The sequence below is a fragment of the Moritella sp. JT01 genome (genome assembly GCF_001574435.1).
In the GTDB taxonomy this organism is placed as follows: Bacteria; Pseudomonadota; Gammaproteobacteria; order Enterobacterales; family Moritellaceae; genus Moritella.
This window is the reverse complement of sequence record NZ_LOCN01000011.1, coordinates 56,709-82,115: the sequence shown is the minus strand read 5'-3', so window position 1 is coordinate 82,115 and position 25,407 is coordinate 56,709. Positions and strand designations below refer to the sequence as shown.

20 protein-coding genes are annotated in these 25,407 nt (G+C 41.0%); 13 read left to right on the top strand and 7 right to left on the bottom strand.

All coding sequences use genetic code 11. The features are described 5' to 3' along the window. Positions 1-32 precede the first annotated feature (32 nt). Positions 33-3,752: a methionine synthase gene (metH, locus tag AKG98_RS11370; RefSeq protein WP_067045784.1), complete on the top strand. Its 3,720-nt coding sequence runs from the start codon at positions 33-35 to the stop codon at positions 3,750-3,752. 92 nt (positions 3,753-3,844) lie between these two features. Here metH and AKG98_RS11365 read toward each other — a convergent pair whose 3' ends face one another. Then, positions 3,845-4,753 carry a DMT family transporter gene (locus AKG98_RS11365; protein ID WP_067045782.1) on the bottom strand — a complete coding sequence of 303 codons (909 nt, stop codon included), beginning with the start codon at positions 4,751-4,753 and terminating at the stop codon, positions 3,845-3,847. 167 nt (positions 4,754-4,920) lie between these two features. Here AKG98_RS11365 and AKG98_RS11360 point away from each other — a divergent pair, with 167 nt between their 5' ends. Next, a complete protein-coding gene (locus AKG98_RS11360; RefSeq protein ID WP_067045780.1) occupies positions 4,921-5,835 on the top strand; it encodes a helix-turn-helix domain-containing protein in 915 nt (304 codons plus the stop codon). A gap of 34 nt (positions 5,836-5,869) precedes the next feature. Here AKG98_RS11360 and rsmD read toward each other — a convergent pair whose 3' ends face one another. Then, complete coding sequence (gene rsmD, locus AKG98_RS11355) at positions 5,870-6,463, bottom strand: 16S rRNA (guanine(966)-N(2))-methyltransferase RsmD (RefSeq protein ID WP_067045778.1); 594 nt, start codon at positions 6,461-6,463, stop codon at positions 5,870-5,872. A 173-nt stretch (positions 6,464-6,636) separates the two neighbouring features. Here rsmD and ftsY point away from each other — a divergent pair, with 173 nt between their 5' ends. The 3 genes from ftsY to ftsX all read left to right on the top strand — a co-directional run bounded on the left by ftsY (position 6,637) and on the right by ftsX (position 9,857). Next, the gene (ftsY, locus tag AKG98_RS11350) at positions 6,637-8,106 is read left to right on the top strand and encodes a signal recognition particle-docking protein FtsY (protein ID WP_067045776.1); all 1,470 of its coding nucleotides are present in this window, start codon (positions 6,637-6,639) and stop codon (positions 8,104-8,106) included. 118 nt (positions 8,107-8,224) lie between these two features. Beyond that, positions 8,225-8,896 carry a cell division ATP-binding protein FtsE gene (gene ftsE / locus AKG98_RS11345; protein ID WP_067045774.1) on the top strand — a complete coding sequence of 224 codons (672 nt, stop codon included), beginning with the start codon at positions 8,225-8,227 and terminating at the stop codon, positions 8,894-8,896. Between the two features lies 1 nt (position 8,897). Continuing rightward, a complete protein-coding gene (ftsX, locus tag AKG98_RS11340) occupies positions 8,898-9,857 on the top strand; it encodes a permease-like cell division protein FtsX (protein WP_067045772.1) in 960 nt (319 codons plus the stop codon). A gap of 109 nt (positions 9,858-9,966) precedes the next feature. On the opposite strand, the gene AKG98_RS11335 is transcribed toward ftsX, so the two are convergent. Further along, positions 9,967-10,566: a LysM-like peptidoglycan-binding domain-containing protein gene (locus tag AKG98_RS11335; RefSeq protein ID WP_067045771.1), complete on the bottom strand. Its 600-nt coding sequence runs from the start codon at positions 10,564-10,566 to the stop codon at positions 9,967-9,969. A gap of 249 nt (positions 10,567-10,815) precedes the next feature. Between AKG98_RS11335 and parC the strand changes: the two genes are divergently transcribed. Beyond that, positions 10,816-13,071, top strand: coding sequence for a DNA topoisomerase IV subunit A (parC, locus tag AKG98_RS11330; RefSeq protein WP_067045769.1), 2,256 nt, complete (start codon positions 10,816-10,818; stop codon positions 13,069-13,071). Positions 13,072-13,139: 68 nt separating this feature from the next. Further along, positions 13,140-13,859, top strand: a complete 720-nt coding sequence (locus tag AKG98_RS11325; RefSeq protein ID WP_067045767.1) for a 1-acylglycerol-3-phosphate O-acyltransferase — start codon at positions 13,140-13,142, stop codon at positions 13,857-13,859. A gap of 129 nt (positions 13,860-13,988) precedes the next feature. Here the strand turns inward: AKG98_RS11325 and rsmC are convergent, their stop codons facing one another. Further along, the gene (gene rsmC, locus AKG98_RS11320) at positions 13,989-15,023 is read right to left on the bottom strand and encodes a 16S rRNA (guanine(1207)-N(2))-methyltransferase RsmC (protein ID WP_067045765.1); all 1,035 of its coding nucleotides are present in this window, start codon (positions 15,021-15,023) and stop codon (positions 13,989-13,991) included. A 396-nt stretch (positions 15,024-15,419) separates the two neighbouring features. Here rsmC and dapA point away from each other — a divergent pair, with 396 nt between their 5' ends. Continuing rightward, positions 15,420-16,337, top strand: coding sequence for a 4-hydroxy-tetrahydrodipicolinate synthase (gene dapA, locus AKG98_RS11315; protein WP_067045763.1), 918 nt, complete (start codon positions 15,420-15,422; stop codon positions 16,335-16,337). Between the two features lie 78 nt (positions 16,338-16,415). Here the strand turns inward: dapA and AKG98_RS11310 are convergent, their stop codons facing one another. Next, positions 16,416-16,991 carry a DUF1566 domain-containing protein gene (locus tag AKG98_RS11310; RefSeq protein ID WP_067045761.1) on the bottom strand — a complete coding sequence of 192 codons (576 nt, stop codon included), beginning with the start codon at positions 16,989-16,991 and terminating at the stop codon, positions 16,416-16,418. A gap of 11 nt (positions 16,992-17,002) precedes the next feature. Then, a complete protein-coding gene (locus tag AKG98_RS11305) occupies positions 17,003-18,631 on the bottom strand; it encodes a DUF1566 domain-containing protein (RefSeq protein ID WP_067045759.1) in 1,629 nt (542 codons plus the stop codon). A gap of 298 nt (positions 18,632-18,929) precedes the next feature. On the opposite strand from AKG98_RS11305, the gene oxyR reads away from it, so the two are divergent. Next, positions 18,930-19,826, top strand: a complete 897-nt coding sequence (oxyR, locus tag AKG98_RS11300; protein WP_067045757.1) for a DNA-binding transcriptional regulator OxyR — start codon at positions 18,930-18,932, stop codon at positions 19,824-19,826. 109 nt (positions 19,827-19,935) lie between these two features. Here the strand turns inward: oxyR and AKG98_RS11295 are convergent, their stop codons facing one another. Continuing rightward, complete coding sequence (locus tag AKG98_RS11295; RefSeq protein WP_067045755.1) at positions 19,936-22,509, bottom strand: penicillin-binding protein 1A; 2,574 nt, start codon at positions 22,507-22,509, stop codon at positions 19,936-19,938. Positions 22,510-22,699: 190 nt separating this feature from the next. Between AKG98_RS11295 and pilM the strand changes: the two genes are divergently transcribed. Genes pilM through AKG98_RS11275 form a run of 4 tightly spaced genes read left to right on the top strand, consistent with a single transcriptional unit; the run spans position 22,700 to position 25,389 of the window. Continuing rightward, positions 22,700-23,731 carry a type IV pilus assembly protein PilM gene (gene pilM, locus AKG98_RS11290; protein WP_228140285.1) on the top strand — a complete coding sequence of 344 codons (1,032 nt, stop codon included), beginning with the start codon at positions 22,700-22,702 and terminating at the stop codon, positions 23,729-23,731. Continuing rightward, entirely contained in the window at positions 23,731-24,285 is a 555-nt protein-coding gene (locus AKG98_RS11285) for a PilN domain-containing protein (protein ID WP_067045751.1), read from the top strand. The genes pilM and AKG98_RS11285 overlap by 1 nt, the downstream gene beginning before the upstream one ends. Before the next feature lies 1 nt (position 24,286). Then, a complete protein-coding gene (locus AKG98_RS11280; protein ID WP_067045749.1) occupies positions 24,287-24,865 on the top strand; it encodes a type 4a pilus biogenesis protein PilO in 579 nt (192 codons plus the stop codon). Then, positions 24,862-25,389, top strand: a complete 528-nt coding sequence (locus AKG98_RS11275) for a pilus assembly protein PilP (RefSeq protein WP_067045747.1) — start codon at positions 24,862-24,864, stop codon at positions 25,387-25,389. The genes AKG98_RS11280 and AKG98_RS11275 overlap by 4 nt, the downstream gene beginning before the upstream one ends. Positions 25,390-25,407 lie beyond the last annotated feature (18 nt).

Genomic DNA, 25,407 nt, shown 5'->3' with positions numbered 1-25,407 from the left:
TTGAGTCTGCAGTAAATTAAACGAGGGATCTTGTGGCTACTATAAAAAATAAACAGCAACTGGAACAGCAATTAAAAAAACGTATCATGCTTATCGATGGCGGCATGGGTACGATGATCCAAGACTATAAATTAGAAGAAGCTGATTACCGTGGTGAACGCTTTGCTGACTGGCATTGCGATGTTAAAGGTAACAATGATTTATTGGTATTAAGTAAGCCACAGCTCATTGCTGATATTCATAAAGAGTACCTCGACGCGGGTGCCGATATTCTTGAAACCAATACGTTCAATGCGACTACTATCGCGATGGCTGATTATGATATGGAATCATTATCGGCAGAGATTAACCGCGAAGCTGCACGCATTGCACGTCAAGTTGCCGATGAAAAAACCGCAGAAAACCCTGACCGCCCACGTTTTGTTGCTGGTGTATTAGGACCAACCAACCGTACTTGTTCTATTTCTCCTGACGTAAACGATCCCGCTTTCCGTAATACTTCATTTGACCTTATGGTTGAAGCCTATATCGAATCAACCAAAGCGTTAATCGAAGGCGGTTCAGATATTATTCTTATCGAAACTATCTTTGATACCTTGAACGCCAAAGCGGCGGTATTTGCGGTGAAGACGGTATACGAAGAACTCGGTTACGAATTACCGATTATGATCTCAGGTACCATTACCGATGCCTCAGGTCGTACATTGACAGGGCAAACCACTGAAGCATTTTATAATTCATTACGCCATGCAGAGCCGATCACCTTCGGTCTTAACTGTGCATTAGGGCCTGATGAATTACGTCAATATGTTGATGAACTGTCACGTATCTCAGAAAGCTATGTCACTGCGCATCCAAATGCGGGTTTACCTAATGCGTTCGGTGAATATGATTTAAGCCCGGAAGACATGGCTGTGCATATTAAGGAATGGGCTGAAGCCGGTTTCTTAAATATGGTTGGTGGTTGTTGTGGTACCACGCCAGAACATATTAAGGCTATGGCTGATGCCGTTGAAGGTGTTAAACCGCGTCAATTACCTGAAATCGAAATCGCCTGTCGTTTAAGTGGACTTGAGCCATTAACGATAAATAAAGACAGCTTGTTTATTAACGTTGGTGAACGTACCAACGTTACCGGTTCGGCACGGTTCAAACGTCTGATTAAAGAAGAAAACTACGACGAAGCCCTGCATGTTGCCCAACAGCAAGTTGAATCCGGTGCGCAGATCATCGATATCAATATGGATGAAGGAATGCTGGATTCGTTGCATTGTATGCAGCGGTTTTTAAATCTAGTTGCGTCAGAACCCGACATTTCGAAAGTGCCAATCATGATCGATTCGTCGAAATGGGAAATTCTTGAAGCGGGCCTGAAATGCGTACAGGGCAAAGCGATTGTTAACTCAATCTCGCTTAAAGAGGGTGAAGATAACTTCCGCCATCAAGCTAAATTAATCCGTCGTTACGGTGCAGCTATGATTGTTATGGCCTTCGATGAAGATGGCCAAGCGGATACCCAAGAACGTAAATTTCAAATTTGTAAGCGTTCTTACGACATCCTAGTGAATGAAATTAATTTCCCGCCTGAAGATATTATTTTCGATCCAAATATTTTTGCCGTTGCGACGGGTATTGATGAGCATAATAATTATGCCGTTGATTTCATTGAAGCAGTGAAAGACATTAAACGTGAATTGCCCCATGCCATGATCTCGGGTGGTGTTTCTAACGTATCCTTCTCGTTCCGTGGTAACAATCCGTTACGTGAAGCGATCCATGCCGTGTTCTTGTACTACTGTATCCGTGAAGGCATGGATATGGGTATTGTGAATGCGGGGCAGTTGGCTATTTATGATGATCTGCCGAAAGAACTGTTGGATGGTGTGGAAGATGTGATCCTTAATCGCAATGATAATGCCACGGAAGCGTTGCTCGTTCTTGCCGAGAAGTACCGCGATTCAGGTGTTGAAGTCGAAGCTGAAACCCAAGAGTGGCGCAGCTTTGAGGTGAATAAACGTTTAGAGTACGCCTTAATTAAAGGTATTACAGAATTTATCGAAGAAGATACCGAAGAAGCACGCCAACAAGCAACCTTGCCATTAGAAGTGATTGAAGGTCCATTGATGGATGGCATGAATGCGGTTGGTGATTTATTTGGTGCCGGTAAAATGTTCTTACCCCAGGTGGTTAAATCTGCGCGGGTAATGAAACGCGCGGTATCTTACTTAAATCCTTACATTGAAGCATCAAAACAAAAAAGTTCGTCAAACGGTAGAATATTATTAGCCACCGTAAAAGGTGATGTCCACGATATTGGTAAGAATATCGTCGGTGTAGTGCTGCAGTGTAATAACTATGAGATCGTTGATATGGGCGTGATGGTCTCTTGTGATGATATTCTCAAAAAAGCAGTGGAAGAAAACTGTGACATTATCGGTCTATCCGGTTTGATCACCCCGTCACTCGATGAAATGGTGCATGTGGCGAAAGAATGTCAGCGTAAAGGTTTTAAACTGCCGATTCTGATTGGTGGTGCAACGACATCTAAAGCGCATACCGCGGTTAAGATTGAGCAAAACTATGACGAACCGGTTATCTATGTTTCCAATGCATCACGTGCAGTGGGTGTGGTTGCTGCATTATTGTCAGAAACCAAGAAACCTGAACTTGTCGCTAGAATGGCGAAAGAATACGAGGTGGCGCGTGAGCAACATGCCCGTAAACGACCTCGCAGCGCACCGGTAACACTTGACGTCGCACGTGCCAATAAAGCGCCAATTGATTGGGTTAACTATACGCCGCCAGTACCGAAAACATTAGGTGTGCAGAAATACATTAGCTACTCGATTGCGGAATTGCGTAAATACATCGATTGGACACCATTTTTCATGACCTGGACTTTGGCGGGTAAATACCCGCGTATCCTCACCGATGAAGTTGTTGGTGTAGAAGCGACGAACTTATTCAATGATGCAAACGACATGCTTGACCGTTTAGAAGAAGGTGGCGCTGGGCTTGAAGGCGTGCCTGACGATTATAAAATATCTGTAAATGGCGTGATTGGTTTATTCCCTGCAAACACAGTGAACGACGACACCATCGAAGTGTATACCGATGAAACGCGGTCACAGGTATTAACCCGACTTGAGCACTTACGTCAGCAAACCAAGAAAAAACCAGGACAGTACAATCATAGCCTTGCTGATTTTGTTGCGCCGAAAGATTCAGGTAAGTTTGATTATATTGGCGCATTTGCCGTTACTGGTGGTATTGGTGAAGATGACGTAGCGAATTACTTCAAAGGTATTGAAGATGATTACAACGCCATTCTTATCCAGTCTGTGTGTGACCGTTTGGCGGAAGCCATGGCCGAGCGTTTACATGAACTAGTGCGTAAAGAAGAATGGGGCTTCACGCCGACCGAAGAGTGGAACAACGATGATTTGATCCGTGAGAAATACCAAGGAATTCGTCCAGCGCCGGGTTATGCGGCATGTCCTGAGCATACTGAGAAAGGTACTATTTGGGAATTGCTAGATCCAGACAGTATTGGTATGAAGCTAACCTCTTCTTATGCTATGTGGCCGGGTGCCGCGGTATCAGGGTTGATATTCTCCCATCCTGAATCACGTTATTTTGCGGTTGCCTCTATTCAAGAAGACCAAGTGAAAGATTATGCGGAACGTAAAAACATGACGCTTGAAGAAGCCGAACGTTGGTTAGGGCCTAACTTAGGGTATGCGCCTGACTAACGTTACGTATTGATTAAAAAATGCCCGTATAGTTAATTAACTATACGGGCATTTTTATATCTCATTATCAATCATACACGTAGCTATACTTATTAACGCACCTGTAATAGCTGCACTTTAGTGCGTGCCAGCAAGGGAGTCTTACATTGGGTCAATACATTGCCTAATATCACAAATACCAGTCCCAGCGTTGAATACAGCGTCCAATGATAATCTTCAAATACCGCAGAAACACTCAAGGCTACAACCGGAGTGATAACTAAAATATACGCGGCGTTACTGGCACCTAAACGATCTACCAAGATAAGGTAAAACGTAAAACCAAGTACCGATGCCGGAATGGCCAGATACAATAAGCTGCCGATATATTGTGTCGACATCGTAAATTCAAACGAGATTCCACGGACTAAAATAATCAATAATAAGGCAACGCAGCCATAAACCATGGCATAGCTGGTGGCGGTGAAGGGCTGCACATTATTCTTGGTATTACGTATACTCAGCATATTGCCAATCGAGAAACACCAAGTGCCAAGTAGGGCAAATAACAGACCGTACAAAGTATCTTGTGACCAATCTGTTTGCAGTAAATCACCTGCAAACAACAAGCTAATACCAGCAAGCCCAAGTATGGCACCTAACCAGAAATTAGCATTGGTTTGGGTTTTGTAAAACAGCTTACTGTGAAAGGCATTGAATACCGGGGCGCTAGCCATAAATACCGCAACTAAGCCACTGGGAATATACAAAGTCGCACTGTAAAAGGCGAGGAAATTACAACAGAATAAACACACGCCTTGCAATGCCAAAAAAGCATGGTCTTTACGTTTTACGGGTTGTAGTTTGCCCCAAAGTTTACCGACAACAAACATGACCGCTGCCGCAATTGCAAAGCGGTAAAAGATTGAGACTTCCATTGGCACATCACCGTGTTGCCACTTGATTGATATCCACGAAAAACCCCAAATAAATATCATTGAAACATAGAGTAGTGCTGACATAGCGGATCCTTCTTTATTACGCCCACAATTAATTAGTCTGCATTATGAAAGTATTCTGATGTTGGAAATATCACGATGTCGGTAAAACTAACACAATATTGCGGTTTAATTATTAGCATGATCACGGTATCAGTTGAGCAATCTGACATTAATGGTAGTATTTTGTTATGCCTTTAATAAAGCCAACAATGGACCAGCTGGATATTGTCTTACCTCAACTTGAGGCCAGTGCAACTAGCTTTGAACAATCGCCCAGTAAGATCTGTTTACGACAAACGTCATTAACGGATGCACTGTCGTGGGCGCATTATCAAAATGAACATGACCGCTTATATTATGTGAATAATAAGCAGCATACTTTGAGTCTGTACATGTCTGGTGGTTATGAAACCCATCGTACCGATGTTGACTCGGGATTTGGTGCGCCTGGTAAATTTTGTTTAATGCCGAAAGATTCTGAAAGCCATTGGCAACTGGGGCAAACGCAGCAATTCATGCACTTATATTTCAGTGATGATTATCTTAAGCAATTAGCCTTGAAAGTGTTTGATATTGATCCGCGTATGTTACAACTGCCGGAATTAACCTTTACCGATGATGCGGCAACCGAAGCTTTGTTTCGTCATTGTATGGCAACCAGCGATTGGTTTAATGGTGATAATCACCTTGCTATGGAACAAGTGACGAACACAATTTTAGTGTCAATGTTGCAGAATATGGGCATCACTAAACTTACCGCACCGGTAAAAGGGGGCTTGTCGCCAAAGGTTGCAGTCTTAGTATGTGATTACATGCAGGCTAATTTTAATCGTCAGATCTATCTTGCTGAGTTAGCTGAACTTGCACAACTGAGTGAATATCATTTTTGCCGGATGTTTAAACAAAGCATGGCGCAAACACCCCAAGCGTATTTGTTAGCTATTCGGATAGAGCAAGCGAAGTTAAGTATACGTACTGGGCAGGCTAGTATGGCTGATATTGCGTTGCAGTGTGGCTTTGCTAACCAAAGCCACATGGGGCGCTACTTTAAAAAGCTGGTGGGTATATCACCACGCCAGTATCGACAGCTAACGGTAGGTTAACCGCGAGTTAATATTTATTCACGGTTACTGGTCGTTATTGTTGACGCTGATACAATTCAAAACAAACTTGTCCCGCTTGTTTTTCTTTTAATATTGTCCAATTAGCTGGTAGCTTAACTTGATTAAGTTCTTTTTCGCGCTCGATATAAATCACTGCATCGGCACTTAACCAATTGTTTTCTTCCAGCTTAGCACAACACTCTTCCAACAAAGCTTGACGAAAAGGCGGGTCAATAAACACGAGGTCGTAGCGCTGTGCTGGTACCTTGGTTAATAACTGCAGTGTATCACCACGTACTAACTGGGCATTCTCTGCTTTTAACAAATTAATGTTTTGTTGTAACTGTGCCGCCGCGTCAGCGTCTTTTTCAAACAGTAGACCCGTTTCAGCATAGCGGGATAAGGCTTCAAAGATTAATCCACCACTTCCAGCAAAAAGATCCAAGCAATGGCTGTCACGGACATAAGGTGATAACCAGTTAAACACGGTTTCTTTCACCCTGTCTGTGGTGGGCCGTAGACCAATAACATCTTTAACGGGGAGTTTTCGACCGCGCCATTGGCCACTGATGATCCGAATTTGTCCAGAAGGACGTTGATTTTGTTGTTTGCTGCTAGATTTTGCCATAGTAATTCTTTGTCTGGACAGAATAATGGTAATATACTCAAGCAACTTAGAAATGCAAGTTTCAGTGCTCGGGCTGATACCGGATCACACTGTCACTTGTAGGTGAAGTTTAATTATATCGATATTGAGTCATTGTAGCAGGTCAATGCTGCTGAAAGTAAGGTTTTCCGAAAATGGCAAAGAAAGGCATGAAAAATTGGTTTGGCTTCGGTAAAAAAGAAGCAGAAGACACACATGAAAATGAAGTGTTAGTAAATAATGACGATATTCAACAGGATAACGTAATTGACAGTATTCAAACTGACAGCGCTCAAGTTAACAATACTGCGATAACTGAAACAGAGGTTGAGGTGGTAGAAACTGCGACTATTGATAACGCTGAAGAACGTGTTATTGACGCGGCTAGCGCTGAAACGACAGAGACTGACAGTGTGGATGTTGACGCTCCAAAGTGGTACCAGTTTGGTAAAAAGAAACAATTAAAACAGGACACTGAACAAGCCGAGGCGCAACCGCAACAAACGATAGACGAAATCGATGAACAAGTAACAGACATTGTCGCTACGCCAGCGGCTATTGAGATTACAGATGAGGTTCAAACAACGGCAACGGTTATCGAGACAGCTCCTGTTGTCGACACTGAAAGTGCGCCTGTAACTGAAGTTCCCGGTGTTATTGATGATCGCGCAGATGATGTGGTTGATGAAGAACCAAAAGATAAATTCTTTACCCGCTTAAAACGTGGTTTATCACGTACTAAAGGTAATATCGGTAGTGGTTTTAAAAACTTCTTCCGCGGTAAGCATATCGATGATGAGTTATTCGAAGAACTTGAAGAGCTGCTATTGATTGCCGATCTTGGTGTCGCGACAACGACTCGCATCATTGATAACTTAACGCAGCAAGCCTCGCGTAAAGAATTAAAAAATGCTGAAGCCTTGTACGATATCTTGAAAAAAGATATGGCGGAAATGTTGCAAAAAGTTGAGCAGCCGTTAGAAATCGACAGTAACAACAAACCACACGTGATCTTAATGGTCGGTGTTAATGGTGTGGGTAAAACCACGACTATCGGTAAAATGGCGAAGAAATTCCAAGGCGAAGGTAAATCTGTGATGCTAGCGGCAGGTGATACATTCCGTGCCGCAGCGGTTGAGCAATTACAAGTATGGGGTGATCGTAACGGCATCCCTGTTGTTGCACAACATACTGGTGCGGATAGTGCTTCGGTACTATTTGATGCCATGCAATCGGCAACTGCAAAAGACGTAGATGTACTGATCGCGGATACCGCTGGTCGTTTGCAAAACAAAGCGCATCTAATGGAAGAGCTGAAGAAAGTTGTGCGGGTTATGAAAAAACACGACGCGACTGCGCCGCACGAGATTATGTTAACGATTGATGCTGGTACTGGTCAAAATGCCTTAAGCCAAGCGGAACTATTTAAAGAAGCCGTAGGTCTTACTGGCATTACTTTAACTAAGTTAGATGGTACTGCGAAAGGTGGTGTTATCTTTGCGGTAGCAGATAAATTCCAGATCCCAATTCGCTTTATCGGTATTGGTGAAGGTATTGATGATTTACGTACCTTTAATTCTGAAGAGTTTATTGATGCACTCTTTAGTACTGAAGGACAAAAATAATAAGGTTTATAGCAGGTGTAGTTAATCATATGCTAACCAAATACTCATCGTTCATACGATGAGTATTTGGTTTCATTATTCTAATGTTCATACAAAACATACCAAGGACACGGTCATCATGATTCGGTTTGATAATGTATCTAAAGTTTATCCAGGCAGCCTTAGTGCACTACAAAAGGTAAATTTTCATCTTGAAAAAGGTGAAATGGCTTTTTTAACGGGTCCATCGGGTGCCGGTAAAAGTACCTTATTAAAACTAATCAGCATGTTAGAACGGCCAACCGCTGGTGAGATCACCTTAAATGGTCGTAATGTCACTAAAATTAGCAAATCTGAGATCCCCTTTTTACGCCGAGATATTGGTATTATTTTTCAAGAACATCGCTTATTAGTCGATCGAACCGTGTTTGACAATGTTGCATTGCCCCTGATTATCAAAGGTTATACTGCCAAACAAGTTAAAAATAGAGTGTTGGCGGCATTAGATAAAGTAGGTCTATACAATAAAGCTAAATGTTATCCGCCCATGCTTTCTGGTGGTGAGCAACAACGTGTGGGTATTGCCCGTGCTATTATTTCTCGTCCTAAATTGTTGTTAGCCGATGAACCTACTGGTAATTTGGATCCGCAATTATCAATGGAAATTATCAAGCTGTTTGAAGAGTTCAATCGCACTGGCACTTCGGTATTGATAGCGACTCATGATTTGGGCTTGATTGCTAAAATGCGCTATCGCACCTTACGTATTAGGCGTGGTGAGATGTGTAATGACGAGTTACAAGGGATCTAACATGAATAAGCAATCCAACCGACCTGATGCATCATTTATTAAACGTATCCAAATTCGTTGCCAACAGCATATTCACCAAGCCATATCGAGTTTGACTGATGTGTGGCGCACGCCCATCGCATCCTTAATGACGATGCTGGTACTTGGCGTCAGTTTAGCCTTGCCGAGCACCTTGTACGTCGTATTAAAAAATAGTCAAACAGTCAGTGAAGGCTGGACGAGCCCGACCGATATAAATCTATTTTTGAAGAAAAATTTACCTGAATCGCGTTATAAAAATTTATTGCATCGGTTAAAAACTTACAAAGAAGTCGATACTTTTGAGTACATTTCCAAAGAACAAGGCATGGAAGAATTTAAGCGTTCTTCTGGGTTAGTTTCGGCATTGACACTATTAGATCATAACCCATTACCTGCTGTTGTAGTGGTGACTCCTAAACCTTATTACCGCACCTCAATTGCCGCTCAAGAGCTATTAGCGAAGTTAGAGCGCGAACCCGAAGTTCAACAAGGCAAGTTGGATATTATGTGGTTAGCACGCCTAGAAGGTATTATCTCGATCTTCAGTGACGCGGTATTAGTGGTATCAGTACTATTATTAAGTTCAGTGTTATTAATTACCGGTAATACCATACGGTTAAACATCTTATCTAATCGAGCCGAAATTGAAGTATTAAAATTGGTGGGTGCCACGAATGCATTTGTGCAACGGCCATTTTTATATACCGGATTTTGGTATGGTGCTATCGGAGGGATTCTAGCTTGGTTAGTGACTATATTTATGGTGTATTGGATGGAAGATACTGTCCTTAATCTTGCTCAGTTATATAACACTGAATTTACGATTGAAGGATTAGTTTTTAGCGAGGTAATGTTGTTGTTCATGACTGCTATTGGCATGGGGTTAATCTCAGCCGCTATTTCTGTTAATTATTATATTGCTAAAATTGAACCGAGCTAAGACTGAATTCAGCGCGAGTGCCAGAGGATTAAGAGGAAAGTGTAGAAGAATCAGGCGTAATCAAGTGTGTGCTTGAGTTACCCTGTTCTTTTATTATCTATATAGGATGTTACTGATAAATATAACTGCCATCTTCGCGTAACGAAAATAGCACAGCCTCACTATCTACATCACTAATGCGAAGCTGTATTAGCTTGCCAGCCGTCGAGATATAAAATGACATGATCTGTCCCGGTTTCACTTGCGTAATGTATCGCGCTGGTGTGCGCAATGCGATCAAATCATGGAGTACAGCAGAGGGAATATCATACTGACGAAAAATCCGGTAAACAGAATCGCCTTTGCGAATGACATGCGCGCGCCATTCTCCGTCGATATTTTCAGGATCGAGCACTTTAATTTGTACTGGTGGCGGGGAATCAGAGGTTTGACTCTGTCCTAGGCCCGCTTTATTTGCTACATTTTGTGTCGCTGTGATCGTTAGTTCGATTGACTTGCGTTCGTTGCTCGTATCTTCACTATTCGTCGCGTCATCTGATATTGGAATAATGAGTAACACGATTACTGCCAGTGATAAGATGGGCAGTAATTTTCGGTGAACTCTGGGTAGGGTCTGATATGTACTACGTAACGCATTCACGCGTGTTGTCAATGATGGAAATAATAATTTAGTTTTTTCGATAAGAGAATATAATGCACTGCTCCCCATGATTAATTTCCTGTCATTTTTGTTTTTAATCGGATTTTGAGCTAATTAAATCACTTTAGATAATCACAATATTGGCGCGTTATAGTTGAAATAACTATCTATAACGGCACTAAACAATACAATTTTTTGTTATTATCTAAGATAATTTTATTGCGCGTTTTATCATAGTATAAATGCTGAAAAATAGCATATGTTGTTTTCGCCTTTGAATGTGAAATTTTTACTTTATTCTAAATAACAGGAATCTTGATGACTGACGTTATTGATATGAGCTTAGAGGGTGTCGAAGAGCAACCGCTAAGGGAATTTACTGAGCAAGCATATTTGAATTATTCCATGTATGTGATTATGGATCGTGCCTTGCCTCATATTGGTGACGGGTTAAAGCCAGTACAACGACGTATTACTTACGCCATGTCAGAACTGGGGTTACACGCAGGGGCTAAATATAAGAAATCAGCACGTACTGTTGGTGACGTACTCGGTAAGTACCATCCGCATGGCGATAGTGCTTGTTATGAAGCCATGGTGCTTATGGCGCAACCTTTCTCTTATCGTTATCCATTAGTCGATGGTCAGGGGAACTGGGGTGCACCGGATGATCCGAAATCATTTGCGGCAATGCGTTATACCGAAGCTAAATTATCTAAGTTTGCGGAAGTATTACTCGGTGAAGTCGGGTTAGGTACCGTTGACTGGTCACCTAACTTTGATGGCACGATGAAAGAGCCTCAATTATTACCGGCACGTTTACCGCATATCTTACTCAATGGAGTAACGGGTATTGCGGTTGGTATGGCAACTGATATTCCACCACATAACGTGCGTGAAGTGACGAATGCATGCTTGCATTTGATTGATAATCCAAAAGCTGAACTGTCAGAATTGATGGCGTATGTGAAAGGTCCCGATTACCCGACTGAAGCAGAAATTATCACCCCAGAAAAAGATATCGCTAAGATCTACGAAACTGGTAAGGGTAGCATTAAAATGCGTGCGGTATTCAGCATTGAAAGTGGCGATATCGTGATTAGCGCGCTGCCTCATCAAGTGTCTGGTGGTAAAATTTTAGAACAAATCGCGGCGCAAATGCAGGCTAAGAAGTTGCCGATGGTGGCAGACTTACGTGATGAATCGGATCATGAAAACCCAACACGTCTCGTCATTATTCCTCGCTCTAACCGTATTGATATCGAGCAGTTAATGGCGCATTTATTTGCCAGTACTGATCTTGAGAAAAACTTCCGCGTTAACTTAAATATGATCGGTTTGAATGAGAAACCACAAGTTAAAGGCTTAAAGAAAATATTATCTGAATGGTTGGTATTCCGCCACAGCACGGTGCGTCGCCGTCTGCAATTCCGCTTGGATAAAGTACTTTCACGTTTGCACATGCTTGATGGTTTATTGATTGCATTCTTAAATATCGATGAAGTAATTGATATTATTCGTAATTATGATGATCCAAAAACGGAATTAATTAGTCGCTTTGATTTATCGGTTAAACAAGCAGAAGCGGTATTAGAACTAAAATTACGCCACTTAGCGAAACTAGAAGAAATGCGTATTCGTGGCGAACAAGGTGAGTTAAATACCGAACGTCACAAGCTTGAACAACTATTAAGTTCAGATCGCCGTTTAGCGACATTAGTGAAAAAAGAGTTAATCGCAGATGCAGAGAAATTTGGTGATGAACGTCGTTCACCGATCATCGAGCGTAAAGAAGCGAAAGCGTTAACCGAAAAAGAATTAATGCCAAATGAAGCCGTGACGGTGGTGTTATCACAACAAGGTTGGGCACGTTGTGCCAAGGGTCATGATGTGGATGCTAAAGGACTCAGCTATAAAGCCAGTGATGGTTATAAAGATGCCGCAGAAGGACGCAGTAACTGTCCTGCGGTATTTATTGATTCAAGTGGTCGTTCGTTTGCACTTGATGCACACACATTACCATCTGCGCGTAGTCAGGGAGAACCATTAACGACCCGCTTTACGTTAGCAGCCGGGAAAACCTTTGCCCACGCTATCATGGCTGAAGATAACCAACAGTTCTTACTGAGTTCTGATGCAGGTTATGGTTTCATTGGTAAGTTTAGTGACATGGTGAGTCGTAATAAAAACGGTAAAGCGTTATTAACCTTGCCTATTGGCGGTTTGGTGATTGAACCACAAGCAGTGACAGATATAACGACGGATCAATGTTTAATTATTTCTAACGAAGGGCGGATGTTGATTTTCCCTCTATCATCATTACCGCTATTATCGAAAGGTAAAGGGAATAAGTTAATGAATATTCCGTCAGCACGCGTAAAAAGTCGTGAAGAATTTGTACAAATGTTGACGATAGTTCCCGATGGGCAATCGGTAACGCTTTATGCTGGTAAGCGTAAATTAACGTTAAAACCCGCTGATTTAGAACACTATAAAGGTGAACGTGGACGTCGTGGGTTTAAGTTACCACGTGGATTACAGCGTGTTGATACGTTAGACATCGTGGATGAATGATTCAGCTAACGCTTGTACACTGAGTATCGGCTCGGTATACTCAGTGCCATGTTATAAGAGGGTTACAAATGTTATTCATTAGTCGTTTAGTCTTGGTCATGCTATTTATGATCTATTTATTGATCATGAGTGTATTGCGCTTTAGCTTACAACCTAGAAATCCAAAACACGTGGCATGTGTGGCGCGAAACTTCTCTCGTTTGGCACGACTTATGGGCGTTAAGCTGATTGTACGGAAACCTGCAGATTTGAATGATGGTGGTCCGTATGTATTTGTTGGCAACCATCAAAATAATTTTGATTTGATGACCATGACTGCTGCAGTACAACCTGGGACAGTATCAGTCGGTAAGAAAAGCTTAGTTTGGGTGCCTATTTTTGGTTTTGTGTATTGGTTATCGGGTAATATTTTGATTGACCGTAATAACAAAAGTAAAGCGGTCGGTACTATTTCTGCGGTAGCGGATCGTATTCGTAAAGGTCACTTGAGTATTTGGATGTTTGCCGAAGGTACGCGTAGCCGTGGCCGTGGTTTATTACCGTTTAAAACTGGCGCATTCCACACTGCAATTCAAGCGGAAGTACCGATTGTGCCAGTGTGTTGCTCAAATACGCATAACAAAATCAAATTAAACCGCTGGGATAATGGCGAAGTGATTATTGAGATCATGGCACCGATTCCAACGGTGGGATTAGAACGTCGTTCGGTAAGAAAATTATCAACGGACGTACACGCGATTATGAAAAAACGTATTGACGAGCTATCTGCAGAAGCAAGAGACGCTTAATTAAAGATACCTTAGCTGAATTGAAGGTTCATAATAAAAACGCCCATCACAATCGCATTGTGATGGGCGTTTTTATTTATGCTATTTATGAACGCAATGCGTTATTAGCGTAACTATTTATTCGCGGACTTATTTATTAGCGTAATACACAGCGAATTTAGATGATTTTATTTGTAGTAAGCAATGCCCAAAACTTGCTTCGATAATTTCTGGGTATTTAAGGAAGCTATTTGCCACTAAGACTAAATGGCCGCGTGGGTTGATGTAACTATTGGCTTCTTTTAAGAATGTTTCAGTGCTTGCGTAGTGCGTTTTTAAACCAGCATGGAACGGTGGGTTTGAAATAATATAATCAAACTTACCACTAATATCAGAATACACATCAGAAAGGTAAGCTTTACCCGCTAATTCATTCGCCGCTAATGTTAATTGACTTGATTTAACAGCAAGCGCGCTAACATCTGTCATTTCAACGTTACTTGCAGGGAAACGTTTCGCGATATAACTACCGATAATACCCGCACCACAACCCAGATCAAGCACACGACCTGATGGTTTTTTATGTAGGTTATTAAGTAGAATATTACTGCCTGTATCTAGTTTACCGTGGCTAAATACCCCCGGTAATGTACATACGGTTAGCTCGATCCCTTTCACTGTCATTGGGAATGTCGTGATCCAATCATCTTGCACAAATTTAGCGACAGGTTTATTTAATTGAGTTACAAACAGTGAGCTACGACGTGCTGCATCGAGTTTGTTACAAATATCGCCATACGGGGCAAAGAATTTATTGGCACTGCGAATACCTGCATTATTTTCACCAACCATGAAGATCATAGCGTCATCTTCAAGATGCTCTGTAATGTTGGCTAATAGGTATGCTACCTCAGCTTTTGATTTTGACATATAAATCAAAGCGACTTGGTGTTTTTTAACTGCTTGATATTCTGTAGAGCAATGATTATCAATATTGCTGACATTGTCATAATGTAGTTTAGCAGAGTAATCGTAGCTGAATAACGTTACTTTTTTCGCTATTTTAGCTAATTCAGTAGGGTATGTATCTTCAATGTAACCCGCAATCAACAGGTCTTTATCTTCAAAATGTGCTGTATTACGTTCGAGTAATTGACTTGCTGGGGTATAGCTATTGCTGATCATGGGTCTGGACTCTTTACTTAATTTGGTCGAAGATTTGGCCGGAGAGTATATACCCAAACTACTTCAATATCCTCTCCTTTCGGTGTGCTGATTGTCCATCCAGACGTTGCTGGGTATCGCTTTACTTCGAAGGCTAGTCAGGTTTGATTTTTCTTATGCATTATCCTGCTTGACATTTTGCGGTGAATGAAGAATTATTAAACGATAAATAATAAACGTTTGAATGTTTTTTTCATCAAAATGAGAATACCACATGCTTAATTTAAAACGAAAACAAGATAAACAAGGCAAATTAAAGCCCACGTAGCATGTGATTCGAGAACATATAAATCCCTATAGAAACCTCGACCGCAATTTATGTAATCGAGGTTTTTTTATAACCGAAATGGAGCTTCTATGAGTGTTAACTCAACGGTCACCGATAAATCAGCAATGAAAAAATTACTTAAAGGCTCAATTGTTGCTTTGGTTACCCCGTTTAAAAATAATAAAATTGATGAACCAGCATTACGTAACCTCGTTGACTGGCATGTCGAGCAGGGTACGCATGGTATTGTTGCAGTAGGCACAACGGGTGAATGCCCAACGCTGTCATTAGAAGAGCATTGCCAGATCCTGGATATCGTGGTGAGCCAAGCGGCTGGTCGTTTACCGGTTATTGCCGGCGCGGGTTCAAATAATCCAACCGACGCGATCATGTTATCTAATCATGCACAAGCTGCTGGTGCTATTGCAACTTTGCATGTTGCGGGTTATTACAACCGACCTTGCCAGGAAGGTTTATATCAACATTTTAAAGCAATTAATGATAACAATGACTTACCTATTATTGTTTATAACATTCCAGGCCGTGCAATTGTTGATATCCAACCAGAAACGTTAGCACGTATGGCGGAATTGGAAAATGTTGTCGGTATTAAAGATGCAACGGGGGATCTGTCGCGCCCTTGGTTAGAGCGTCAATTGATTAAAGGTGACTTCTCTTTCCTATCTGGCGATGATTGCACAACGGTCGCTTATAATGTGTCTGGTGGTAATGGCTTAATTTCGGTGTCTGCTAATGTGGCGCCAAAACTGTATGCAGAAGTGCAGGAATTAACGTTTGCGGGTAAATATGTAGAAGCGAGAGAACTGCAAGATCGTTTGATTACGCTACATAACTTAATGTTTAAAGAAACAAGCCCAGCAGGTGTTAAGTATGCCGTGTCATTATTAGGCTTGTGTGAACCTGAGTGCCGTTTACCTGTGATTGAACTGACCCAAGGTACCAAAGATGAAATTCGTGCCGCCATGGTCGAATTAGCGCTTATTTAACTTTGTAGACATCACTGTTAGTATTAAATGAAAACGGCGAGCTAAGCTCGCCGTTTTTGATCTTAAATAATTTAAAGTTTAGTTATAACCGCCCTTTACAGCACGCACTACATAGCTGGTGTTCGAACTTTCTGGTGTCGTTAGCGGCATTTCTGTACCATCAGAAAAATTAATGACTCGCGATACAAGATGGGCATAATTTGCATCAACACTACTGCCTTTGAATGGTGTACTTGAGTAATAAATACTGGATACAGTATTCGGAAACAGCGTTAAGTTAATTGTTGGTGCAGCGCAACTGCGATCAACCAAGGAACCTAACTCTTTAATATTGGGCATACGCCAGTCCGAAATATTATTTACTTCATAAGATGCCGCGGCTGATAGCGCATCTCCCCAGTCTAGATAATTTTCAGCACCCGCACTTGAGCAAGAGTTTGTGCTTAAAATATAAGTTTGACCAAGGGTACATTTGGCCCAGATAAGGCTGGTCCGTAAATCTGTCACTGTACCATTAAGATTATCAATGAATTCGAATGTTGAATATTCCTGATCTAATAGAGGGTCACAGTTTAAGTTAACGGGATCCGATGCAGCAAAAGTACTTGCAGCAAATAAAGTGGTACTAATAAGTAATAATTTTGACTTCTTCATATTATTTGCTCCTATTCTGCTGAATCATTAGTGGTCGTTATAGAGGTAAAGAACTCGGTTGGAACATTGCTACTGACTACTAATACTCGATGATATTCACGTTTATGACACTTGTTCACGCTACCTGTCTGTAGGTTCACACACCATGCTAGCTGCTCTGAGCTTTTGACTTGATTTGATGTCCAATAAACTGGGTCTGGATTATCACTTATTAGTGGCACACAATGAGAAGTTGGATTGCCATTTATATCTAAAACAACATCGTCATTTTCATCAATAACAAAAAAGCATTCGGTAATATAGTTTTTTTCTATAACGCAATTATTCGTGCTTTTACAATCAAAGAAAGCATTATCAAGTGCATGATTTTGTATGCCAGTAATTGCTGAGTAATCAACTACGTCATTATAATTGAGGATACTGCGTAATTGTTCGACACTCGGTATAACCCAATTTGTTTTACCACAAACGCCGAGTCGATTAACTTCGTCTGCATAGCTGCCTGTTGAGCAAGTTAAGGTAAGCCCCTCGACATCTGAACCATTACGCCCCTCATTTGGATAACCACATGCTTGGTTTGCATAATGCGCCCCTTCTTCGGCGCCTTCATCTAATGCTGCTTTATTTAGGCCCAAATACCACCCTAGTCCTTCAGTACCTAATTTTGATGCTTGCCAAGGATATTGAAAGTTAGATGCTTTATAATTTTGAACATCGGCCATTGTATAAACGTCTGGATCATCAGGAGCAGATTTTGATTCATGGGTAATAATGTTCTGAGGGCCTTTTACCTGCCAAGTTAATCCTGTTACTTCATCTGTCACACATTCATAACTCGTGCTATCTGCAACAACAGGCGTACCATTATTTGTTATTTTAACGAAGCGGAACCCAGCTTTGCCTTTATATTCTGAATCACTTGGATTTACGTCAAATGCGTTTTTATAAAGTTGTTTTTGATCATCTTTCTTATCACCTGTATCAGGTTCTGTTGCGGCTGAATTAATGATGATATCAAGACCATAAGCTGCATCTTGTTGCTTATATTTATCATTAGCTTGAGTCTGTATATCGAAAGAGCTGCCGTCAGAGTAAGTTGTAATACCAGTATCATTAAGATAAACATTACCTGAGATGAGGAGATTAATTGTTGCGGGTTCACCGGTATTACCAGTAAGCGTTAATGACAGGGTTCGCGCATCGTATATATCATCTTTTTGATAGGTGGTGATAGTGAGGCTTGTTGTAGTTGAGCCTTTAGCAAAGGTAAGGGTTGAAGCATTACTGATGGTGTAATCTTGGTTTGTACCTTGGATAGCGGTGCCGACAATGTCAATATCGTAAATAATGGCAGCATCAGGTGTTTTATCTAAGTAATAGTTGAAAGTAAATGTTTGCCCGCGTTGGATAATTTTTGGTGTGAAATTACCACTGGCAGTGTAAACACTATCTTCGTTACTACCGTTATCAGTATCGCCACCGGAGTCACCATTATCACCAGAGTCTGTATCAGTTGTATCAGTACCAGAGCTTGAATCACCAGAGCCACTTGTAACTGCGTCTAAGTTATCACTACCACAGCCTGCTAAGCCGAGAGATAGCAGTAAAATAGTTAAGAAACTTAACTTTTTTAAGTGCATATAAAATCCTTATTATTGCTACAACAGTAATCCGTTACTGAATAAGTGTGCTTTATTCTCTAAATTAACACTAAGTTGAATGTTGCCATTGTGTTAATTAAAAGTAAGTTTATGATAATACCTATAATTTTAACGCCTGAGAAGTGTCAATTGTCACAAATGGTTATAATATTTTTATTTATGATCAATTTACTGTGTGTTTTTGGTGATAAAGGGTGTGGTAATTAATATTTTATTGATAGTATATACAAATCGTTTTTAGTTATTTAATTGTTATTACCGTTCAAGTTGGATCGATATGAACTTAAGAGATTTAGAATACCTTGTCGCGTTACAAGAGTTAAAGCACTTTAGAAAAGCCGCTGAAAAATGCTTTGTTAGTCAACCTACACTCAGTGGCCAGATCCGAAAGTTAGAAGATGAGCTGGATGTTATTTTAATTGAGCGTACATCAAGAAAGGTATTGTTTACGCCTGCTGGAGATCAAATTGCGGATCAAGCTCGTACGGTATTATTAGAATCGAAAGCCATTAAAGAAATAGCGAAGAGCTACGCAAGCCCGACCGCAGGGGCCATTCATATAGGCTTAATCCCAACCGTTGCACCGTATTTATTACCGTTAATCGTACCGTCGATGAAGAAAAAATTTCCAGATCTGGATATGTTTTTACATGAAAATAAAACGAATGAATTATTAAAACAACTTGATGAAGGTGAGTTGGATTGTTTGCTATTGGCTTATTTACCGGGTATGGAAAAGTACGGTCATATTGAGTTATATAAAGAACCATTAGAGCTTATTGTTCCAAGTTCACATCGCTTTAAGGGTCGTGACCGTGTTGATTTATCGGAGTTACGTGGCGAGCATATTTTAATGTTGGAAGATGGCCATTGTTTACGTGATCAGGCTATGGACTATTGCTTTACCGCAGGCGCAAAAGAAGATCCGAGTTTTAAAGCGACAAGTTTGGAAACGCTGCGTCACATGATTGCAGCAGAAGCTGGGATTACTTTATTACCGCATCTTGCGATACCTCGCAACCGCTTTACCGAAGGTGTTGAATATATAAAATTGACTGAACCTGAGCCTATTCGACCTATTGTTTTATTATACCGTAAGGGCTCGGTAAGACGCCCTTGTTTTAACGATATTGCGCAAGTGATTAATAAACAAGTGACTGCAACCATCGTTTAATATAAACCCTGCTTATTAGTGAGCTGTGGCTAGAATTTTGATATAAAAATGGCGCTACTTTTAAAATAAAGCAGCGCCATTTTTAGTTATTTATTTAATGCAATCGGTATTAAAACAAGTCATCCAGTGATTCGTCTGCTTCATCACTGTTTTCACCGACGCGATCAAATGAAGAGTCAGCATCTTGATTGTTAACATATTCTGTTGGTTCCGTACCTTGAATAAAGTATTCAAAACGCGAAGTATAATCAGACTTATACGTTAACAAGCCTGATTTACGATCAATACGGACTTGCACAATGTTTTCAGGTAGTACATTCGGGCGCTCTGGGATCCCTTTTAGCGCAGATTTCATGAACGCAATCCAAGCTGGCTGGGCTGTTTTTGCACCCGCTTCACCACCGATAATCTGATGTTTATCCAAATTAATATTACGGCTTACACGACCTAACTCACGGCGATGATCATCAAAACCAATCCAGCTTGTTGCTGATAGATCTGGATTAAAGCCAGAGAACCAAGCATCTTTCGCTTCATTGGTTGTACCTGTTTTACCACCAAGATCATGGCGTTTTAGTGCAGCTGCTGCACGCCAACCTGTCCCATTCCAGCCTGTTTTATGACGCCAACTACCTCCGCCCCAAATCACACTCGCCATCATTTGACGCATTAAGAAGGCATTCTGTTCAGTAATAATACGCGGAGCCACTTGTAGGGCTCCGTAAGGCGCGATATCACAGAGTGCGTGTGCATCCCCTTCAATGGTTGACCAATATTCAGGATCATCAGTGTTTAACGCAATCTGTTTTTCACACGTTAGGCAGGCTTGCTTTGGTGTTGCTTGGTAAATGAGTTCACCATTGGCACTTTCAATACGGTCAATAAAGTAGGGTTCAACTTTAAAACCACCGTTAGCAAATGTTGCGAAAGCAACAGCAACTTCAAGCGGAGTTAAAGATGCTGACCCCAATGCTAATGATTCATTACGTGGTAGTTTACTTTTATCAAAACCGAATCTGGCCATGTAATTAATAGCGTTAGTCAAACCGACTTGACGGAATAAACGTACTGACATTACATTTTTTGATTGTGCTAAACCTAAGCGTAATCGCGTTGGACCATTATATGTTGGCGGCGAATTTTTTGGTCGCCATGCGGTACCAGCTCGTGGGTCCCATTGATTAATCGGTGCATCATTGATAAGACTTGCGAGTGTCGCGCCTTGTGCGAGACCGGCCGAATAAACAAATGGTTTGATGTTTGACCCAATTTGACGCTCAGCTTGCGTCACGCGGTTAAACTTGCTTTGTTGATAATTAAAGCCACCCACTAAGGCTTCAATGGCTCCGTCATTATTATTAATGGCAATGAATGCTGAACTTACATCTGGGAGCTGACCTAACATCCACTGCTCGTGCTTATTGTTCATTGACATTGGACGTAATAGTACGATGTCACCAGCGTTGACGATCGCATCTGCAGTTTGTGGTGCTGGACCTTGTTTTTTATCAGAAATGAATGGGCGAGCCCATTTTAATCCATCCCAACTCACGGTAACTTGATCACCATTGGCAAGTAAGGCTTCAACTTGTTTCTCTTTTACAACCATGATAACGGCAGGCTGTAGTGGTTTATAACTTGGCTTATCTTTAAGTAATAACAAGATATCTTCATTGCTTAGCACTTCATCATTAGTCCAAGCCTGACCAAGTGGTCCACGGTAACCATGGCGTAAATCATAATTGAGTAGGTTATTTATCAATGCAGTCGTAGCTGCTGCTTGGCGATCGCTGTGTACAGTCGTATAAACGTTCAAGCCTTGTGTATAGGCTTTTTCTTCACCATAGCGTGAAATAATTTCACTACGTACCATTTCAGCTAAATAAGGTGCCGACAAGTCAATTTCTGCACCGTGGTATTCACCTGTGATAGGGGCATTGTTAGCTTCTTCAAATTGCGTTTGAGTAATATAGTTTTCGTCTAGCATGCGTAATAAAACAGTGTGACGACGTGCTTTGGCGCGCGTTGGTGAACGGATTGGATTTAATGCAGAAGGCGCTTTTGGTAATCCGGCAATGACCGCAATTTGGGCTAGGGTTAACTCATCTAACGTTTTACCGTAATAAACTTGTGCTGCGGAACCAATACCAAACGAGCGGTAACCGAGAGGGATCTTATTAAGATATAGGGTTAGAATTTCATTTTTAGTGAGATTTTGTTCGATATGCCACGCTAAAAAAATTTCTTTAATCTTACGAATAAACGTTTTTTCTCGGGTTAAAAAGAAATTTCGAGCAACCTGTTGGGTGATGGTACTCGCCCCTTGTTTACGTTCACCCGTCATAATCATGACGCTGGCTGCACGTACGATACCAATCGGATCAATCCCTGGATGTTCATAGAAACGATTATCTTCAGTGGCGAGAAAAGCTTTGATCATTAACGGCGGGACCTCGTCAATGGTGATCGGAATTCGGCGTTTTTCACCAAATTGCGAGATCAGTTTACCATCTTGGCTATAGACCTTCATTGGTGTTTGCAGTTGTACCGTTTTTAAGCTACTAACATCAGGTAGTTCGGGTTTAATATAGAAATAAAGCGCAAAAATACTCGCTATTCCTAATAACCCACTAATCAGTATAAATACGGATAATCGTTTAGCCCATTTCACAATAATTTCCACAATAATTTACCAAGGATTAACCATTATATCTTTGTTTTGTGAAATAGTACGAGTTCTTTATGATAGACCTAATACATTTAAGACTGTATGCTTTATTTGTAACAAATAATTAACAAGTGAAATTCATTGTTATTACATAGAGTTGAAGGTCATCATGCTAAAGCTGTTTAAAAGGAATCAGACAGTGGCAATGATCGGAGTTGATTTTGGATCATCTTCCGTAAAAGCCCTAGCGCTGTCTAAGCGATCAGAGCATTATGTGGTAGATATGGTATCAGAGGTTGCAACGCCAAAAGGATGTGTCGTTGATCACCAATTGCAAGATATAGAAGCATTAACAAATGTGTTGCAACAAGTGCGTCAAGATTTTCCTTTCCGTTATAAACAAGCTGCTACTGCCGTATCTGGTACGAATGTTATTACAAAAATTATCTATGTTGATACAGACCTTTCTGGCCCAGAGCTTGAAATGCATATCGAACTGGAAGCGGAGAGTTTAATTCCTTTTCCACTTGACGAAATCAGCCTAGATTTTGAAATATTAGGAGTTAATGACAATAATCCTAGCAAGAATAATGTGTTGTTGAGCGCCACTCGTACCGAAAGCGTTACTTCATTAGCGGGCTGTTTAGAAGAAAATGACTTTATCCCTCAAATTGTCGATGTAGCTGCACATGCGTTAGCACGATCTCATGATCTGTATTTACGTTTGGCTGAATTACAAGATGATAGCAAGGTGGTTGCTGCGATAGATATTGGCACCAATATGACTATTTTTTCAATGTTGCATCAGGGGGAGTCGATTTATTCTCGTGTGCAAAATTTTGGTGGTGAAAATTATACGCGAACAATCAGCGAGCATTATAGTTTAAAGCGTGACGAAGCAGAGAAAATGAAGATCGCTCAAAACTTGCCATTGGATTACGACATTGATGTTCTCGCCCCTTATATAACGGCATGTATCCAACAAATCCGTCGTAATGTGCAATTGTTTACTAACTCAGGATCGTTACAAAAGATTGACATGATCACATTGAGTGGTGGTTCTGCATTAATCATCGAGTTGGCTCAACAAGTTGAAATCGAGCTGGGGATTACTACTCGGGTCGCGAATCCTTTTGCACAATTTGATTACTCTGAAGATGTCGAAGATAAAGCGCGTTTAATCGCCAATGGTCCTCGTTATATGGTGGCACTTGGTTTAGCGATGAGGGCTTTATAATGTCAAATATTAATCTTCTTCCGTGGCGAGAAGCCGATAAAAAGTCCCGGCAGCAGCGTTTCTTTACCTTAAGTGGGATGAGTCTAGGTGCTACTTTGTTGGTTATGATTATGTTGAATATGGTGGTTGGTGGTTACATCAGTAATCAAAAACAACGTAATGCTTTGTTGATGCAAGAGATGCAAGTTATCGATGTCAAACTCGGCAAAATTAAAGAGTTACGTGGGCGTAAAGATAAACTACAAGAGCGTATTGATTTAATTCAAAGTTTACAGCGTAGTCGCAATACTCCGACACAGTTAATGAACACCTTGCCGCAATTGGTACCAGCCGGTGTCAATCTCGCAACTCTCACGTTTAAAAATGACATAATCAAAATACATGGCACCAGTGATTCGAATACACGTCTCGCGGTATTACTGCGGAATATTGAGGAATCAACTTGGCTCAGAGATGGTAATTTAGACTCTATTATTGCTTTGTCAGAAGCAGAAGGAAATCGTTTTGAAATGCGGTTTTCGGTAACGCCAATGATGACAGACGAGGAGATCTAAAATGAATTTACAGGAACTCAATGAACTTGATCTTGAAGATCTTGGTAATTGGCCTAAGCCCGCTAAAATAGCCATTAATATTATATTTTCAGTATTAATGGCTGCGTTATTTTATTGGGTGTTTATTTCCACTTCACTACAAACGCTCGATAATATTGAAAAGAAAGAGGCGAGTTTAAGGTTACAGTTTGAAGCAAAAGCAAGTCTTGCTGGTAACTTAGGTTTATATACCGATCAGATGTCGGAAATGGAAAATTTATTTAACAGTATGCTTAGGCAGTTACCATCCAAAAGTGAGACTGCTGGATTGCTTGATGATTTGAGCTATATTGGTCAGCATAATGGTTTGCAATTACGTAAATTCAAATGGTTACAGGAAGTAAAACGAGACTTTTCTTATGAAGTACCCGTTAACCTTGAGGTGATAGGCACCTTTCATCAACTTGGTCAGTTCACCAGTGATATAGCTGCATTACCACGGATTGTAACGCTAGAAGATTTTACTATTACTAAGTTGCAAGGGGAATTACTTAAAGTGAATATGATTGCCCGTACTTATCGTTATAAGGGGGATAAATGAAGCGTATTACTAGTCTAGTTTTTCTATCCCTGACGTTAGGTGGTTGTACCGCGGATAATCAGGATCTTGTTGATTATATTAATGAAGTTAAAGCGCGCAAAACGGCTCAAATTGAAAGTGTACCGGATATGGAGGTTTTTGTAGCCTTAGATTATTCTGAAACGGGTGCGCGTAACCCCTTTTCAAATCCCCGGCCGGAATCGGTGAAAGCAGAAACACCGTTTCCACAAGATTGTCCGCAGCCTAATTTTGCACGTATTAAAGGACCGTTAGAAACTTATTCATTAGATAATTTGAGCATGCATGGCACCCTTGGAAGTGATAAACACCTTTGGGGATTGATTAGAGCAAGCTCGGGGGAAATATTTCGAGTCTCACCAGGTGATTATATTGGACTTAATCACGGTGAAATACTTGATATTACTAAAAATTATATTGAACTTTCTGAGTTGATATTAACAGGGAAGGGATGCTGGCAAGTACGTACGACCCAAATTCCACTCAGTAACCAAGACCACAGTTAAGCCATTTTCAGGGATGAT